Genomic DNA, 14,525 nt, shown 5'->3' on the forward strand with positions numbered 1-14,525 from the left:
ACATTGCGCAACATGCTATCGTGGCGCCCACTAGACCAGACTGGAGGGCGCCCCGTGTCCAACTCCGCAGCAAGCATCCTGCCGGATAGCCCGGCTGCACGCCATTCAGCGCATGTCGCGCCTCCCGCGGCGCCGGCCCATTGCATCGTGCGCCAGGACGACGGCGTGTATGCCGACCTGAACGCCCTCGGCCCAGCCCTGGTCGCCGCTGTCGACGCCATCTTCCTGAAGAACCAGTACTTCGCAGGGCTCGACTATCCGGTACTGGTCAAGGCCCTGTTCGGCCACGGCCCCGAGCTGCCGCGCCATCCGCGCGGCGAGCCCCTGGTGCGCCTGGCCGGCGACATCCTGCCTTTCTCCCCGGCCCGGCGCCAGCTGTATCGCGCCGCCAGGATCGCCGACGGCGAGGCCGAGTACTACTTCGAACCGGTCTTCATGCGCGACGAGGACGGCGAAGAACAGCCCACCAGCCTCGACCTCGACGAATTCGTCGCCGACATGTGGATGAAGGGCATCCGCTTCGGCATCGACCTGGAGGCCGTGCGCGGCGCCATCTCCAGCGGCGCCGCCGGCCGCATCGTGGTGGCGCGCCGCCTGCCGCCGACCCCGGGACAGGACGCGCGCGTGGTCGAGGTCACGGGCGACCTGCACCGCAGCGATGCCCCGCGCCAGCTCGCCAACGGCAAGCTCGACCTGCTGAGCTTCCAGAACCGTTTTCCCCAGGTCCAGCGCGGCAAGCGCCTGCTGCAGAAACTGCCGCGCGTGGCGGGCGAGTCCGGCTTCGACCTGTCCGGCATCGTGCTCCCGCCCGAGCTGCCGGACGACCTCGACTTCAATGGCTGGTGCGGGCCGGGCACCATCATCGACCGCCTGGCCGAAGGCGAATTCCTGGTCGCGCTGCAGGATGGCTTCGTCAACGTGGAACGCGGCAGCAACCGCGTGTCGGTGGGCGACAAGATCATCAGCCACGACGGCGTCAGCGTCCGTACCACGGGCAACCTGGATCTATCCGGCGACTTCGAGGAATTCGGCGAGGTGCAGGAAAACCGCGTGGTGGAGGGCGAGAGCATCACCGTGCATGCCGACGTCTATGGCCACATTGCCTCGCGCGGCGGCACCGTGCTCCTGAACCGCAACCTGATGGGCGGCAGCGCGAAGAATGCCGACGGCCCGGTCGTGGTGCAGGGCGTGGCCTCCGGTGCCGTGATCCAGAGCGCCAAGGGCAATGTCCAGTTGCAGCGCGCCGAGAACTGCATCATCTCGGGCGCGAAGGTGACGGTGGTCGAGGCCATCAACTGCGACATCATGGCCGACGAAGTCGACGTGGGGCAGGCCGAAGGCTGCGCGATCGCCGCGCGCCGCGTGTCGATCGAACGCGCCCTGCCGCGCGGGCACAGCGAGATGCGCGTGTTCGTGCTGCGTCCGGACTGTTCGCGCATCGACAAGGCGATCGGCATGATCCGCGAGCGCGTGGGGCAGTTCGGCCGGCTGGTCGAGCAGCGCCGCGCGGCGATCGCTTCGCTCGCCGCGCAGCCGGAGGTGGCGAACTACGTCAAGCTGGCCGGGCGGGTGCGCAAGGGAGAGCTGGTGCTCACGGAGCAGCAGCAGCCGGCCTTCAAGAAAATGGCGGCGGCCGTGGCGCCTGCGCTCAAGCAGATGTCGCTTCTCAACCAGGAAGTCAAGGACATCGAGCTTGAACAGAAGGCGGGCATGGAGGTGCTGGGCCGGCTGGAGACGCAGCGCGCGGCCCACGATGGCGCGGTCAGCGTGGGCATCGTGGCGGTGGCGGGGGACATCACGGTGCGGGCGCTGGATGTCGAGCCGGATACCTCGGGGAGCGAGAGCAAGCCCTACGACCTGCCGGCGCGGACCATCAAGGCGAGGTTGCGCGAGGCGAGCGGGGCGGAGTTGCTGTTTGCGGGCAGCAGCGGGAGCTTCAGCTGGAGTACGTCGGACGTCGTCGCGTCCTGACGCAGGCGGATCGATGATCGAAGCATGGGCAAAGCGGGCGCCGGGCGAGAACGCCCAGCGGCTGCGGACCCGGGTGCTTGCTATCTCAAGATATCGGTCGCCAGGTGGCCTTCCGGCAGCCCATCGAGCAGGAAGATGACGCTCGACGCGTTCCGGGCACGGAGGGGCAGGATTTCCTGGTAGGCGGGCGATTGATACCAGTCGCGGGCATGCTCGATATCGGGAAACTCTATGATGACCAGGTCCTGCTGGAGGCTTCCCTCCAGGACTTCAGGTCCTTGACCATGAACCAGAAAACGGCCCCGATACGGCCTCATGGTCTCGTCGATGCGTTCAAGATACTTGACGATGTCGGGACCGAAACGGACTTCCTTCAGCAGACCGACCGCGTATGCACTCATGTTGTTCTCCTTTTGGATTGGCAAAGTGTGCTGCGACTCCCCGACCTGGATGAGGCCTTCGTCAGGAAAGTCGTCACGGTTGGAGTATCGGCTTCACTCCAGTTCGCGCCAATTACGTCGGAGGTAATAGCAATCGGAGTACCGCATGCAGTTCAGTCGATTCCTAATCGCAGGGGCAGGCAGTCTGCGCCGGCCGGATCTCGGTCGCCTGGTGATAGGTATTCTTCCACCCATCCTCCTGCCGCACCCAGACCCGCACGTAGCGCCCCCGGAACATCTTCGCATTGGGCTGGGCCAGCACGCTGCGGAAGATCCCGGTGACCAGCGCCGCCTCGCCGTTGTCGAGCAGCTGGACCTCGCTTGATTCGTTCTCGTACACCTTGAAGCGGATGTCGCCCCGGTCGAGGGCGGTCAGCAGCTCGGTCTTGCTGCGCGCGCGGCCGCGGCTTTCGACGTGGGAATACTCGCGGTCCATCAGCTTGCGCAAGGTAGAGATGTCGCGCTGCAGGATGGCGTTCGAGCGCTGTCGTTCGAGCGACTGCAGCACGCTTTGCACGTGGGCGGGCGTGTCGGTGGATACGGCCGGGCGGTCGTTCTGCAAGGCAGCACGGCCGGCGCCTGGCAAGAGCGGGAGCGCCAGGCACAGGACGATGCCGATGAGCGGTTTCATGGTGCTTCCTTCCATGCGGACGCGAGCATGCCGCATGCATTCATCATAACAGCGCCTGAACGGCCCGGACAGTTCTCGAGGGGCTCCCGCGCGGCAAATCCGGTGCAGCGGCGTTCAGGCACGCGCGACGTGGATCTTTTCCTTGATGTGCTTGAGGTTGGCGACGATGGTGAAGGTCATGATCACCAGCAGCGACCAGGAGCTCCATTTACTCACGTGCACGACGGACCAGGCGCCCAGCTGGTTCGGGTAGCGCCACACGCCCCAGAAGGTGCCGATGTTCTCGGCCAGCCAGATGAAGAAGCCGATCAGGACGAAGGACAGCAGCAGCGGCATCTTGCGGTCGCGGTCGAGCGGCCGGAACACCACGGTGGTGCGCGAGTACAGGCCGAGGGCGCAGGCGGCCAGGTACCAGCGGTAGTCGCCGATGTAGTGGTGGGTGAAGAAGTTCAGGTAGATCAGGATCGCGATGGTCCACGCCATCCAGTGCGGCGGATGGTGGCGGATGCGCAGGTCGAACAGGCGCCAGGCCTGCACGATGTAGCTGCCGATGGCGGCGTACATGAAGCCCGAGAACAGCGGCACGCCGATCACCTTCGTGTAGGCGAAGTCCGGATAGGCCCAGGACTGGATGGCGCTCGACACCTTGAAGGCCTCGAGCACGAAGCCGATGGCGTGGAACAGGCAGATCGCCTTCAGTTCGTCCATGGTTTCCAGGCCGGACCTCACCATCCACAGCTGGATGGCGAGGGCCACCAGCAGGAGCAGGTCGTAGCGCGGAATGCCGAACACGCCGGCGCGCGGCGTGAGCATCATGGCGGCGAAGAACAGGCCGACGAACAGGCAGGCGCGCGCGTTCTTGAAGCCGAACCAGAGGAATTCGACGCCGCCGCGGCGCCAGCCGCCGAGCTGGCGCGGGCGCTTGTCCAGCAGGACGTTGTCGAGCGCGAGGGTCATGGGCGAGGAGCCGGGCGTCTTGTGCATTGTTCTGGCCTGTGATGTTGCCCCATCCGGGAGGTCAGCCGATGTTGTCACAGATGGCTGCCGGAATCAATGTCCAGGCCGGGCGGCGATGCTCCGATGTAACAGGAGGGCCCGTCCAGCTGGACATCGGTAGAATGGCGGGACACATCATCTATCCGATCCGGCAATGGCCAGCCTTGACCACCGCTACCGCGCATTGTTCGACGCATCACCGAATCCCTACCTGGTCATGGACCGCCGGCTCGTCATCGCGTATGCCAACCGCGCCTACCTGGCCTCGACCGGGCGCCGGCTGGAGGACATCGCCGGGCGCTGGGCGCTGGAGGCCTTTCCGGCCGACCCGGAGACCGAGCGCCAGATGGTTGCATCGATCGAGCGCGTGATCCGCAGCGGCGGGCCCGATACCCTGGCCCTGCTGCGCTTCGACATTCCGCGCGCCGAAGGCGGCTTCGAAGAGCGCTACTGGACCATCACGCATTCGCCGGTGTTCGACGAGGCGGGCGAACTGGAGCTGGTGCTGCAGCATCCGATCGACGTCACCGAAGTCGAACGCCGGCGCCGGGCGAGCGGCGCAGCCGACGCGCAGGCGCCGGCCATGCTGGCGGAGCAGAGCGGCCTGCTCGAACGCGCGCGCGACGTCACCCTGACCAACCAGCACCTGCGCGCCGACATCGACCGCCTGCAGGCATTGTTTCGCAAGGCGCCCAGCTTCATGGCGGTGCTGCGCGGACCGCAGCACGTGTTCGAGTTCGTCAACGAAGCCATGGTCGACCTGCTCGGGCCGCGCGACTACGTCGGGCATCCGGTGCGCGAGGCCCTGGCCGAGCTGGCGGACCAGCGCCTGTTCGAGGTGCTCGACGCGGTCTACGCCTCCGGCCGCGAATACCTCGGCTACGAGGTGCCGATCCGGGTGCGGCGCGATTCCGGCGGCGCCCTGGAGCGCGTCTACATCAACGTGATCTACCAGCCGATCGTCGAAGACGGCGCGATCGCCGGCATCTTCGCCCTCGGCACCGACGTCACCGAACAGCACATGGCGCGGCGCAAGGTCGAGGAGCAGGTCCAGCAACTGCGCCGGGTCGAGCGCCAGCAGGCCTTCCTGCTGGCGCTGGCCGACCGCCTGCGTCCGCTGGCGGACGGTGGGGAGATCGTCGGCGCGGCCAGCGCCCTGCTGGGCGAGTGGCTGCATCTCGCGCGGGTGCTGTTTGCCGAAGTGCGCGAACCGGGCGGCGAAGTCAGCGTACGGCGCGACTGGTGCCGCCCCGGCGTGGCCAGTATCGCGGGCCTGCTCACCACGCTCGAGGCCTTCGGTCCGGAGACGGCGCAGGACCTGCGCGCCGGCCGCGACGTGCTGGTGGCCGACGTGGCGGGCGACCCGCGCACGCGCGGCTCGCTGGCGGCGCACGAGGCGATCGGGGTGCGCGCCCACCTGACCCTCCCGCTGATCAAGGGCGGCGTCCTGCGCATCGTGCTCAGCATGCATAGCGAGGTTCCGCGCGAGTGGAGCGAGGACGACCTGCGCATGGCGCGCGAGATGGCCGAGCGCACCTGGGCCGCAGTGGAAACCGCCGCCGTCCAGGCCGAGCTGCGCGCCGAACGCGACCAGTCGCAGTACATCTTCGACACGATGACCGAGGGCTTCGCCATGGTCGATACGGACTGGATCGTGCGGCGCATGAACGCCACCGGCCTGCAGCTGATCGAACGGCCGGCGGCCGAGGTGCTCGGACGCGACCACTGGGAAGCCTTTCCGGAATCAATGGGGAGCGAGGTCGAACGCATCCTGCGCGTGGCAATGGCATCCCGCTCGCCGGGTGTGGTGGACTATGCCTATCCGCTGCCGGGCGGGGAGCGGCGCTGGATGGAAGTGCGGGTCTATCCCGCGATGGGCGGCGGCCTGGCCGTCTTCTTCCGGGACATCACCGCGCGCCGCCTGGCCCAGGACCAGCTGCGCCTCGAGGCCCAGCGCAAGGACGAATTCCTGGCCATGCTGGCGCACGAGCTCAGAAACCCCCTGGCGCCGATCGGCGCCGCGGCCGAGCTGCTGGCGCTCGGTCGGCTCGACGCGGAGGGCGTGCGCCACACGAGCGCCATCGTCACGCGCCAGGTGGGCCACATGACGAGCCTGATCAACGACCTGCTGGACGTCTCGCGCGTCACGCGCGGCCTGGTGGCGCTCGAGCATGCGCCGGTCGACGTCAAGGATGCCGTGGCCGACGCGGTCGAGCAGGTGCGCCCGCTGGTCGAAGGCCGGCGCCACCGGCTGGAAGTGCACCTGGCGCCGGAACAGGCCGTGGTTGCCGGCGACCGCAAGCGCCTGGTGCAGGTGCTGGCCAATCTCCTCAACAATGCGGCGAAGTACACGCCGGACGGCGGACGCATCGTGCTCGAGATGGACGTGCGGGACGAAGAGGTGCTCTTGTGCGTGAGCGATAACGGCATCGGCATGACGCGGGAAGTGCAGGGCGACGTGTTCGGCCTGTTCACCCAGGCCAAGCGCAGCGCCGACCGCTCCCAGGGAGGCCTGGGCATCGGCCTTGCCCTGGTCAAGAGCCTGGTCGAGCTGCATGGCGGGAGCGTGTCGGTGTACAGCGCAGGGGCGGGGCAGGGGAGCCGCTTCTCGGTCCTCCTGCCGCGCATGGCGGCGTCCGCGGAGCACGGCGCCGCGAGCCTGCCTGGCCCGGACGCCTTGCAGAGCGCGGCCAGCGGGCGCAGGGTGCTGGTGGTGGACGACAATGTCGACGCGGCCGAGTTGCTCGGCATGATGCTGGAAAGCGCGGGGCACCGGGTGCACATCGAACACCATTCGCACAGCGCCCTCGACTACGTCGCTGCGCAGGGTGGGGCAGGGCTCGACGCCTGCATCCTCGACATCGGCCTGCCCGGCATGGACGGCAACGAACTGGCGCGTCGCCTGCGCGCGCTGCCCGGCATGGCGGCTGCACTGATGGTGGCGGTCACCGGCTACGGCAGGCCGCAGGACCGCGAGGCCTCGCTGGCCGCCGGCTTCGACCATCACCTGGTCAAGCCGGTCGACATCCGCGAGCTGCTGGCGCTGCTCGGCTAGAATGGCCGCATGCCTTCCGCCATCCATCCCAGGAAAGACGAATACGGCCGAGCGGTCAGCATCGCGCTACCGACTGCGCCGACGCCACCCGGCAGCTGGATCGACCCGCTGCAGACCGCCACCGTGGTGCCCGGCGGCGCCATGCCCGCTTCCCTGAACGGCATCGCATTCCTGCCGTGGCGCGAGGCGCCCGTCGATGACGCCGGCTGGAGCGCGGTCGAGGGACAGGGGTCTTTCGAGGAGCCCGCATTCGAGCCGGCGCCCGGCAGGCGCGTGGCCGCCGGGGTCGTGATCGAGGAGCCCGACGGGCGGGTCTGGGTGGTGCATCCGTCGAATGCCTTCGGCGGCTATCCCGCCACCTTCCCGAAAGGGACGCGCGACCCGGGCATGTCCCTGCGCGCCACGGCGATCCGCGAAGCCTGGGAAGAAAGCGGCTTGCGCGTGGTGCTCAGCGGCTTCCTGTGCGACCTGGTGCGCAGCCGCAGCAAGACCCGTTACTATTCGGCCCGGCGCGTGGGCGGCTGCCCGGCCGACATGGGATGGGAAAGCCAGGCCGTGTCGCTGGTGCCGCGCGCCCGGCTTGCCGAAGTGTTGGTCAATCCGAACGATGCGCCGCTGGTGGCCTTGCTGGTGCAGAAGTAAAAAAGGCGCTGTCACCGTCAGATGTAGAAATTGAACTGTTGAGCTGAGCGAATGTCCAAACAGGACCGTCAGGAGGGATCATGCGCTCGCCAGGCTTTGTCCGCTTGCTTCGGCAAGTACCCATGCTCAACAGGCAGCAACGCTCGCAGTTGCTGGCAGCGCTGCGGCCTGCCATCGGACTGGACAGCGTATGCGAAACGATCGAGCAGGCAAGGCCGGCGCCACTGTCTTGCCCGGACTGCGGCGGCAGCCGCCACTACCGGCATGGGGTAACCCGCGGCTTGCAACGCTATCGCTGCCGGGCCTGCAACCGAACTTTCAACGCCTTGAGCGGCACCCCGCTGGCGCGCCTGCGCTACCGGGAAAAGTGGCTCGACTTTTCAACGGAGATGCTTGATTCGCGTAGTGTGCGCGCGGCCGCGAAAGCAGTGGAAATACACCGCAATACGAGCTTTCGCTGGCGCCACCGCTTTCTCGGCGGCATCCGGCATGACCAGCCCGAGCGCCTGACGGGCATCGCCGAGGCCGACGAATTGTTCCTGCTCGAATCACAGAAGGGTTCACGCAAGCTGGACAGGCCCGCCCGCAAGCGCGGCGGGGTCGCGCAGCGCCGGGGGATCTCGCGTGAACACGATTGCATCCTCGTTGCCCGCGACCGCGGCGGCCAGACCTGCTCCTTCGTCACCGGCCGGGCTGCCGTCACCGCCAGGCAGCTGCACCGCCATCTGCTTCCTGTGCTCGACCCGGACGTGCTCCTGGTGACGGACGGGCACCGGGCCTACCGGTCCTTCGCCAGGCAAGCGCGGATCGCGCATGCGTTCGTTAATTTGCGTCTGGGCGAGCGTGTGCGCGGCGCCGTGCACGTGCAAAACGTGAACGCCTACCACCAGCGTTTGCGCAGCTGGCTGGCGCGCTTTCACGGCGTAGCATCGCGCTACCTGCCTAATTACCTCGGCTGGCGCTGGGCGCTGGATGGAGAACGGATCGCATCACCCGAACATCTCCTGAGAGCGGCGGTCGGAATTTTCCACACCTGATGGTGACAGCGCCGTAAAAAAGCAGGCCGTATGTCGAAAACCGCCTCGCTTCTTCGTCGTCATGGCAGAGGGACGTCCTCTGCCACATCAAACAAGGAGACCGCCATGTCCAATACCGTCGAATTGCACCGTGTCCTGAAATCCACCCCCGACCGCATCTACCGCGCCTTCACCACTGCCGGCGCCTTCGCGAAATGGCTGCCGCCCTACGGCTTCTTCGGCACCGTCCACGAGATGGACAGCCGGGTCGGCGGCCGCTACCGGATGTCCTTCACCAACCTGACGACGGGCGGCAGCCACGCCTTCGGGGGCGAATACCTGGAGCTGGAACCGGGCAGGCGGGTGCGTTACTCGGCCGAATTCGAAGACCCGCGCATGCCGGGCCGGATGCAGACCACCGTCACCCTGCGCGAAGTCGTGTGCGGGGTCGAGGTGCGGATCACGCAGGAAGGCATTCCGGACTTCATTCCGGTCGAAAGCTGCTACCTCGGCTGGCAGGAATCGCTGGCGCAACTGGCCCGGCTCGTCGAACCCGAAATCAAGGAGTGAGCCGACAGGCGCCCCGCCGCAGTGCGTTAGTTGACTGCAGTCAACATTTCAGCCCGCTACACCTTTAGGATAGGTGTTGCCCATGAAAGGAAACGCCATGCACCGACACTTCTTCGCCGCACCCCAGCAGTTCCTCGGTTTCAGCCTGGGCGGGCTCGAATACGGGCTCGATTACGCCGCCGTGCAGGAACTCAAGGCCTACAGTTCGCTCGAACGCTTTTCCAATGACGGCGGGATCATCGGCGGCGTGGCGCTTTCGCGCGGGGTGGTCATGCCGGTGGTGGACCTGCGCGTGGCATTCACGGCCGATCGCTCCCTGCCCAAGCCCGGCCTCGACGTGATCGTCGTGCGGGTCTCGGCCGGGATCGTCGGAGTGGTGGTGGAGAGAGTGACGGGCGTCGTGCGCCTGCGCCCGGAGCAGGTGGCGCCGCTGCCGGGGGCGAGCGGCGAGGCCGACTACCTCATCGGTCTCGGCATCATGAAGGACCGGCGCATGATCCTGATCGACATCGACCGCCTGATGTCGCTGGCGCCCAGCGAGGACGCCCGGGTGGCTTGATGCCGCTCAGGCGGCCAGGCCTTCGAGCTGCTCCTGCAGCTCCAGCCATTCGGATTCGAGCTGCTCCAGGTCGCGCGAGGCGAAGGCCTGGTCGGCCACCAGGGTCTTGAGCTTTTCCTTGTTCTCGGCCTCGTAGATGCCCGGCTCCAGCAGCTGGACGTCGATCTCGGCCTTCTTCGCGTTCAGCTTGGCCATCTGCTCTTCCAGGCGCTTGACGCGGTTCTCGAGCGGCTTGCGCAGGGCGGCCAGGCGCTGGCGTTCTTCCGCTTCCAGGCGCTTCTGTTCCTTGCGGTCGACCGGCGCGGCGGGAGCCGTGGCGCTTGCTTCCTTCGCCGGTGTCGGCGCGGGCAGGGTATCGGTACCCTTGCCCAGCTTGGTCTGGAACAGCCATTCCTTGTAGTCGTCCAGGTCGCCGTCGAAGGGCTGCAGCTTGCCGTCGGCTACGATGATGAACTGGTCGGTGGTGGCGCGCAGCAGGTGGCGATCGTGCGAGACGAGAACCAGCGTGCCCTCGAACTGGGCCAGCGCCATGGTCAGGGCTTCGCGGGTTTCCAGGTCCAGGTGGTTGGTCGGTTCGTCGAGCAGCAGCAGGTTCGGGCGTTGCCAGACGATCAGGGCCAGCGCCAGGCGCGCCTTCTCGCCGCCGGAGAAGGGGGCGATCTTACTGGTCACCATATCGCCCGGGAAGTTGAAGCTGCCGAGGAAGTTGCGCAGCTCCTGTTCGCGCACGTTCGGCGCGATTCTACCCAGGTGCCACAGCGGCGACTCGTCGTGGCGCAGCATCTCGACCTGGTGCTGGGCAAAGTACCCGATCGACAGGCCCTTGCCGAGCGTGGCCTTGCCCTCCAAAGGCATCAGCTCACCCGCCACGGTCTTGATGAGCGTGGATTTACCGGCGCCGTTCACGCCCAGCAGGCCAATGCGCTGGCCGATCTGCAGCGAGAAGTTGACGCGCTTGACGATGGCCTTGCCGCCGACCTTGTCGCCGTGGCCATCCAGGATCGGATAGCCGGCATCGACGTCCTCCAGTACCAGCAGCGGGTTCGGCGCGGACAAAGGTTCGCGGAATTCGAAGGAGAATTCGGCGGCCGCGCGCAGCGGAGCCAGTTCTTCCATCTTGGCCAGCGCCTTCATGCGGCTCTGGGCCTGGCGGGCCTTGGTCGCCTTGGCCTTGAAGCGGTCCACGAAGGATTGCAGGTGGGCGCGCTGGCGCTGCTGCTTTTCAAACGCGGCCGCGGCGAGCACCAGGCTGGCGGCGCGCTGGCGCTCGAAGCTCGAATAGTTGCCCGAGTAGCGAGTCAAGCTGCGCTGGTCGATGTGGACGATGACGTTCACGATCTCGTCGAGGAAGTCGCGGTCGTGGGAGATGATGATCAGGGTGCCGGGGTAGCGCTTGAGCCAGTCTTCCAGCCAGATGATCGCATCGAGGTCCAGGTGGTTGGTCGGTTCGTCCAGCAGCAGCAGGTCGGATGGACACATCAGCGCTTGCGCCAGGTTCAGGCGCATGCGCCAGCCACCCGAGAAGCTGGCCACCGGCTGCTTCATCTGGTCCAGCGAGAAGCCCAGGCCCAGCAGCAGCTGTTCGGCGCGTGACTGCACGGTATAGGCGTCGGCATCGGCGAGAAGGCTGTGCAGTTCGCCCAGCCGCATGCCGTGGTCGTTCGCGTCCGGGTGCGCTTCCAGTTCGTCGAGCTCGGCCTGGAGCTTGCGCAGGTTGGCGTCGCCGTCGATCGCGTATTCCAGCGCCGGACGGTCCAGCGCCGGGGTCTCCTGCGCCACGTAGGCCATGCGCCATTTTGCGGGGAAGTCGATCGCGCCCTGGTCCGGGTGCAGCTCGTTTCGCAGCATGGCGAACAGGCTCGATTTGCCGGCGCCGTTGGCGCCGATCAGGCCGATCTTGTCGCCCGGATTGAGGGTGAGGTCGGCGTCTTCTAACAGCGGCTTGGTGCCGCGCATCAGGCTGACGTTCTGGAAGCGGATCATTGCGGATTTCTGGGGTTATGTAGGGTGGTCGGCTGTGCCGACCGCGCGTCCAGCCCGATCATGCGCAGCCACGACGCATCCGGGAGTTGAACGCGCGGTCGGCGAAGCCGACCACCCTACGGTTTACTGCGATTGGAGTTGTTCAGCGGTGAGCAGGAACACGGCATCGTCACCCGCACTGGTGCTCAGCCACGTCAGGCCCAGGTGGCCAAAGGCCGCTTCCGCATACTCTGCTTCGTTCCCGATCTCGACCACCAGCATGCCTTCCGGCGTCAGGCGCTCGGCCGCGCCGGCGACGATCTTGCGCACCAGGTCCATGCCGTCCTCGCCGCCGGCCAGGGCGATCTGCGGCTCGCGCAGGTATTCCGGTGGCAGCTTGCCCATCGACGTGCTGTTCACGTAGGGCGGGTTGGTGACGATCAGGTCGTACTTCTTGAACGGCACGTGCTCGTACAGGTCGGACTCGATCGGGTTCACGCGGCCTTCCAGTTTGTACTCGCGGATGTTGTGCTCGGCCACGGCCAGCGCATCCTTCGAGATGTCCACGGCGTCGATGACGGCGTTCGGGAAGGCGTCGGCCATCATGATCGCCAGGCAGCCGCTGCCCGTGCACAGTTCCAGCACGTTCTCCACGCTCTCGGGATCCTGCACCCAGGGGCTGAAGGTCTGCGGGATCAGCTCGGCGATGAAGGAGCGCGGCACCAGCACGCGCTCGTCGACGTAGAAGTGGTACTCGCCCAGCCAGGCTTCCCTGGTGATGTAGGCGGCCGGCACCCGCTCGCTGACGCGGCGTTCGATCACTTCCATCACCTGGATCACTTCTTCCGGCAGCAGGCGCGCGTCCAGGAAGGGGTCGAGGCGGTCCAGCGGCAGCCGCAAGGTGTGCAGGATCAGGTAGGCCGCCTCGTCGAAGGCTTCGGCGCTGCCGTGGCCGAAGAACAGCTTTGCGCCGTTGAAGCGGGTGATGGCATAGCGCAGCAGGTCGCGTGGCGTGCTGAAGGTGGTATTGGTCATGGCACTGGGCTCCCGTTGAGTCGTTGTTTACTGCGGCGCCAGCAGCTGCTCCAGCGTGCGGCGGTAGATATTCTTGAGGGGATCGATGTAGCGCAGCTCGATGTGTTCGTCGATCTTGTGGATGCTGGCGTTCGGCGGCCCGAATTCTATCACCTGCGGGCAGATGCGGGCGATGAAGCGGCCGTCCGACGTCCCGCCGGTGGTCGACAGCTCGGTCTGCACGCCCAGCTCCGCTTGAATGGCATTGCACAGCGTGTCCGACAGCGTTCCTTTTGGCGTCAGGAAGGGCTGGCCCGACAGCGTCCACTGCAGATCGTAGTCCAGGCCGTGGCGGTCGAGGATGGCGTGCACGCGCGCTTCCAGGCCGTCGGCGGTGCTGGCGGTCGAGAAGCGGAAGTTGAAGTCGAGGCTCATGCTGCCCGGGATCACGTTGTTGGCGCCGGTGCCGGCCGCGATGTTCGAGATCTGCCAGGAGGTCGGCGCATAGTACTCGTTGCCCTCGTCCCAGACCTCGGCAGCCAGCTCGGCCAGCGCCGGTGCGGCCTGGTGGATCGGGTTGCGCGCCAGGTGCGGATAGGCGATGTGGCCCTGGATGCCCTTGATGACCAGGTGGCCCGAGAGCGAGCCGCGGCGGCCGTTCTTGATGATGTCGCCCAGCACGTGGGACGAGGTGGGCTCGCCCACCAGGCAGTAGTCGAGCGTCTCGCCGCGCTCTTCCAGGCGCTCGCAGACGACCGCGGTGCCGTCCACGGCCGGGCCTTCCTCGTCGCTGGTGATCAGGAAGGCGATCGAGCCCTTATGGTCGGGGTGGGCCGCGATGAACTCTTCGCAGGCCACGACCATGGCGGCGATCGAGGTCTTCATGTCGGAGGCGCCGCGGCCGTACAGCTTGCCGTCGCGGCGGGTCGGCACGAAGGGGCTCGAGGCCCACTGGTGTTCCGGGCCGGACGGCACCACGTCGGTGTGGCCGGCGAAGACGAACACCGGCGAGGTCGTACCCTTGCGCGCCCACAGATTGGTCACGCCGTTCGATTCGATTGTCTCGCAGGCAAAGCCCAGCGGCGCGAGCAGCTCTTTCAGGCGCTCCTGGCAACCCTTGTCCTGGGGCGTGACGGAATCGAGGGCGATCAGCTCTTCGGTCAGCAGGAGGGTACGGGAGGGCTTCATGCGGCGGCCTTGAACTTGGCTGCGTACATGTCGGGCGAGAAGCCGACCGATACCGGGCCGACGCCCTGCAGCACAGGGCGCTTGATCACGGAAGGGTTTTCCAGCATTAGCTCCAGTGCGCTTGCCTTGTCATTGACCTGCGCCTTGCGCTCGTCAGGCAGGTTGCGCCAGGTCGTGCCCTTGCGGTTGACCAGGACTTCCCAGTCGAGCTGCTCGAGCCAGCCGGCCACCAGTTCGCGGGCCAGGACCTGCTTCTTGAAGTCGTGGAAGGTGAAATCGTGGCCGTTGTCCGCCAGCCAGGTGCGGGCCTTTTTGACGGTGTCGCAGTTCGGGATGCCGTAGAGGGTGATGGTCATGGGCGCGGGTCTTGAAATTTGGAAACGCGCGAGGATAGCACAAGCTTCGCAGGGGAAGATTGTACACAGGTGGGGTAGGGTGCGCGGCTTTGCCGTGCGCGCGTTCAACTCACGGATGCGCTGTG

Annotated in this window: 13 protein-coding genes; 6 read left to right on the top strand and 7 right to left on the bottom strand. The window is 66.8% G+C overall.

Annotated elements, in window-relative coordinates; translation table 11 throughout:
- Nucleotides 1-54: 54 nt before the first annotated feature.
- Nucleotides 55-1,971, top strand: coding sequence for a flagellar assembly protein A (locus NX780_RS20350; RefSeq protein ID WP_258829704.1), 1,917 nt, complete (start codon nt 55-57; stop codon nt 1,969-1,971).
- Between the two features lie 80 nt (nt 1,972-2,051).
- Here NX780_RS20350 and NX780_RS20355 read toward each other — a convergent pair whose 3' ends face one another.
- The 3 genes from NX780_RS20355 to NX780_RS20365 all read right to left on the bottom strand — a co-directional run bounded on the left by NX780_RS20355 (nt 2,052) and on the right by NX780_RS20365 (nt 3,999).
- A complete protein-coding gene (locus NX780_RS20355; RefSeq protein ID WP_258829705.1) occupies nt 2,052-2,372 on the bottom strand; it encodes a DUF1330 domain-containing protein in 321 nt (106 codons plus the stop codon).
- Nucleotides 2,373-2,535: 163 nt separating this feature from the next.
- Nucleotides 2,536-3,042 (bottom strand): nuclear transport factor 2 family protein, encoded by a 507-nt coding sequence (locus NX780_RS20360; protein WP_258829706.1) that lies wholly within the window; start codon nt 3,040-3,042, stop codon nt 2,536-2,538.
- A 114-nt stretch (nt 3,043-3,156) separates the two neighbouring features.
- Entirely contained in the window at nt 3,157-3,999 is an 843-nt protein-coding gene (locus NX780_RS20365; RefSeq protein WP_258829734.1) for a DUF817 domain-containing protein, read from the bottom strand.
- A gap of 193 nt (nt 4,000-4,192) precedes the next feature.
- Here NX780_RS20365 and NX780_RS20370 point away from each other — a divergent pair, with 193 nt between their 5' ends.
- The 5 genes from NX780_RS20370 to NX780_RS20390 all read left to right on the top strand — a co-directional run bounded on the left by NX780_RS20370 (nt 4,193) and on the right by NX780_RS20390 (nt 9,880).
- Nucleotides 4,193-7,093, top strand: a complete 2,901-nt coding sequence (locus NX780_RS20370; RefSeq protein ID WP_258829707.1) for a hybrid sensor histidine kinase/response regulator — start codon at nt 4,193-4,195, stop codon at nt 7,091-7,093.
- 9 nt (nt 7,094-7,102) lie between these two features.
- Complete coding sequence (locus tag NX780_RS20375; RefSeq protein WP_258829708.1) at nt 7,103-7,735, top strand: NUDIX hydrolase; 633 nt, start codon at nt 7,103-7,105, stop codon at nt 7,733-7,735.
- A gap of 80 nt (nt 7,736-7,815) precedes the next feature.
- Entirely contained in the window at nt 7,816-8,772 is a 957-nt protein-coding gene (locus NX780_RS20380) for an IS1595 family transposase (RefSeq protein ID WP_441295000.1), read from the top strand.
- A 105-nt stretch (nt 8,773-8,877) separates the two neighbouring features.
- Nucleotides 8,878-9,321: an SRPBCC family protein gene (locus tag NX780_RS20385; protein WP_258829709.1), complete on the top strand. Its 444-nt coding sequence runs from the start codon at nt 8,878-8,880 to the stop codon at nt 9,319-9,321.
- A gap of 97 nt (nt 9,322-9,418) precedes the next feature.
- Nucleotides 9,419-9,880, top strand: coding sequence for a chemotaxis protein CheW (locus NX780_RS20390; protein WP_258829710.1), 462 nt, complete (start codon nt 9,419-9,421; stop codon nt 9,878-9,880).
- A gap of 6 nt (nt 9,881-9,886) precedes the next feature.
- Here the strand turns inward: NX780_RS20390 and NX780_RS20395 are convergent, their stop codons facing one another.
- The 4 genes from NX780_RS20395 to NX780_RS20410 all read right to left on the bottom strand — a co-directional run bounded on the left by NX780_RS20395 (nt 9,887) and on the right by NX780_RS20410 (nt 14,400).
- Entirely contained in the window at nt 9,887-11,863 is a 1,977-nt protein-coding gene (locus NX780_RS20395; RefSeq protein ID WP_258829711.1) for an ATP-binding cassette domain-containing protein, read from the bottom strand.
- 123 nt (nt 11,864-11,986) lie between these two features.
- Nucleotides 11,987-12,877: a 50S ribosomal protein L3 N(5)-glutamine methyltransferase gene (prmB, locus tag NX780_RS20400; RefSeq protein WP_258829712.1), complete on the bottom strand. Its 891-nt coding sequence runs from the start codon at nt 12,875-12,877 to the stop codon at nt 11,987-11,989.
- Between the two features lie 27 nt (nt 12,878-12,904).
- Nucleotides 12,905-14,044 carry a succinyl-diaminopimelate desuccinylase gene (gene dapE, locus NX780_RS20405; RefSeq protein WP_258829713.1) on the bottom strand — a complete coding sequence of 380 codons (1,140 nt, stop codon included), beginning with the start codon at nt 14,042-14,044 and terminating at the stop codon, nt 12,905-12,907.
- On the bottom strand, nt 14,041-14,400 hold the full coding sequence (locus NX780_RS20410; protein ID WP_258829714.1) for an ArsC family reductase: 360 nt from the start codon (nt 14,398-14,400) through the stop codon (nt 14,041-14,043). Before NX780_RS20410 ends, dapE begins: the two co-directional genes overlap by 4 nt.
- Between the last annotated feature and the right edge of the window lie 125 nt (nt 14,401-14,525).

It is taken from the genome of Massilia agri, from assembly GCF_024753255.1.
GTDB lineage: Bacteria > Pseudomonadota > Gammaproteobacteria > Burkholderiales > Burkholderiaceae_D > Telluria > Telluria agri.

What these genes read in the sequence shown, in the direction of transcription:
- NX780_RS20365 (WP_258829734.1), bottom strand. Translation starts at nt 3,999, where the DNA reads ATGACCCTCGCGCTCGACAACGTCCTGCTGGACAAGCGCCCGCGCCAG.
- dapE (WP_258829713.1), bottom strand. Translation starts at nt 14,044, where the DNA reads ATGAAGCCCTCCCGTACCCTCCTGCTGACCGAAGAGCTGATCGCCCTC.
- NX780_RS20385 (WP_258829709.1), top strand. Translation starts at nt 8,878, where the DNA reads ATGTCCAATACCGTCGAATTGCACCGTGTCCTGAAATCCACCCCCGAC.
- NX780_RS20380 (WP_441295000.1), top strand. Translation starts at nt 7,816, where the DNA reads ATGCGCTCGCCAGGCTTTGTCCGCTTGCTTCGGCAAGTACCCATGCTC.
- NX780_RS20360 (WP_258829706.1), bottom strand. Translation starts at nt 3,042, where the DNA reads ATGAAACCGCTCATCGGCATCGTCCTGTGCCTGGCGCTCCCGCTCTTG.
- NX780_RS20355 (WP_258829705.1), bottom strand. Translation starts at nt 2,372, where the DNA reads ATGAGTGCATACGCGGTCGGTCTGCTGAAGGAAGTCCGTTTCGGTCCC.
- NX780_RS20375 (WP_258829708.1), top strand. Translation starts at nt 7,103, where the DNA reads ATGCCTTCCGCCATCCATCCCAGGAAAGACGAATACGGCCGAGCGGTC.
- NX780_RS20410 (WP_258829714.1), bottom strand. Translation starts at nt 14,400, where the DNA reads ATGACCATCACCCTCTACGGCATCCCGAACTGCGACACCGTCAAAAAG.
- NX780_RS20390 (WP_258829710.1), top strand. Translation starts at nt 9,419, where the DNA reads ATGCACCGACACTTCTTCGCCGCACCCCAGCAGTTCCTCGGTTTCAGC.
- prmB (WP_258829712.1), bottom strand. Translation starts at nt 12,877, where the DNA reads ATGACCAATACCACCTTCAGCACGCCACGCGACCTGCTGCGCTATGCC.
- NX780_RS20395 (WP_258829711.1), bottom strand. Translation starts at nt 11,863, where the DNA reads ATGATCCGCTTCCAGAACGTCAGCCTGATGCGCGGCACCAAGCCGCTG.
- NX780_RS20370 (WP_258829707.1), top strand. Translation starts at nt 4,193, where the DNA reads ATGGCCAGCCTTGACCACCGCTACCGCGCATTGTTCGACGCATCACCG.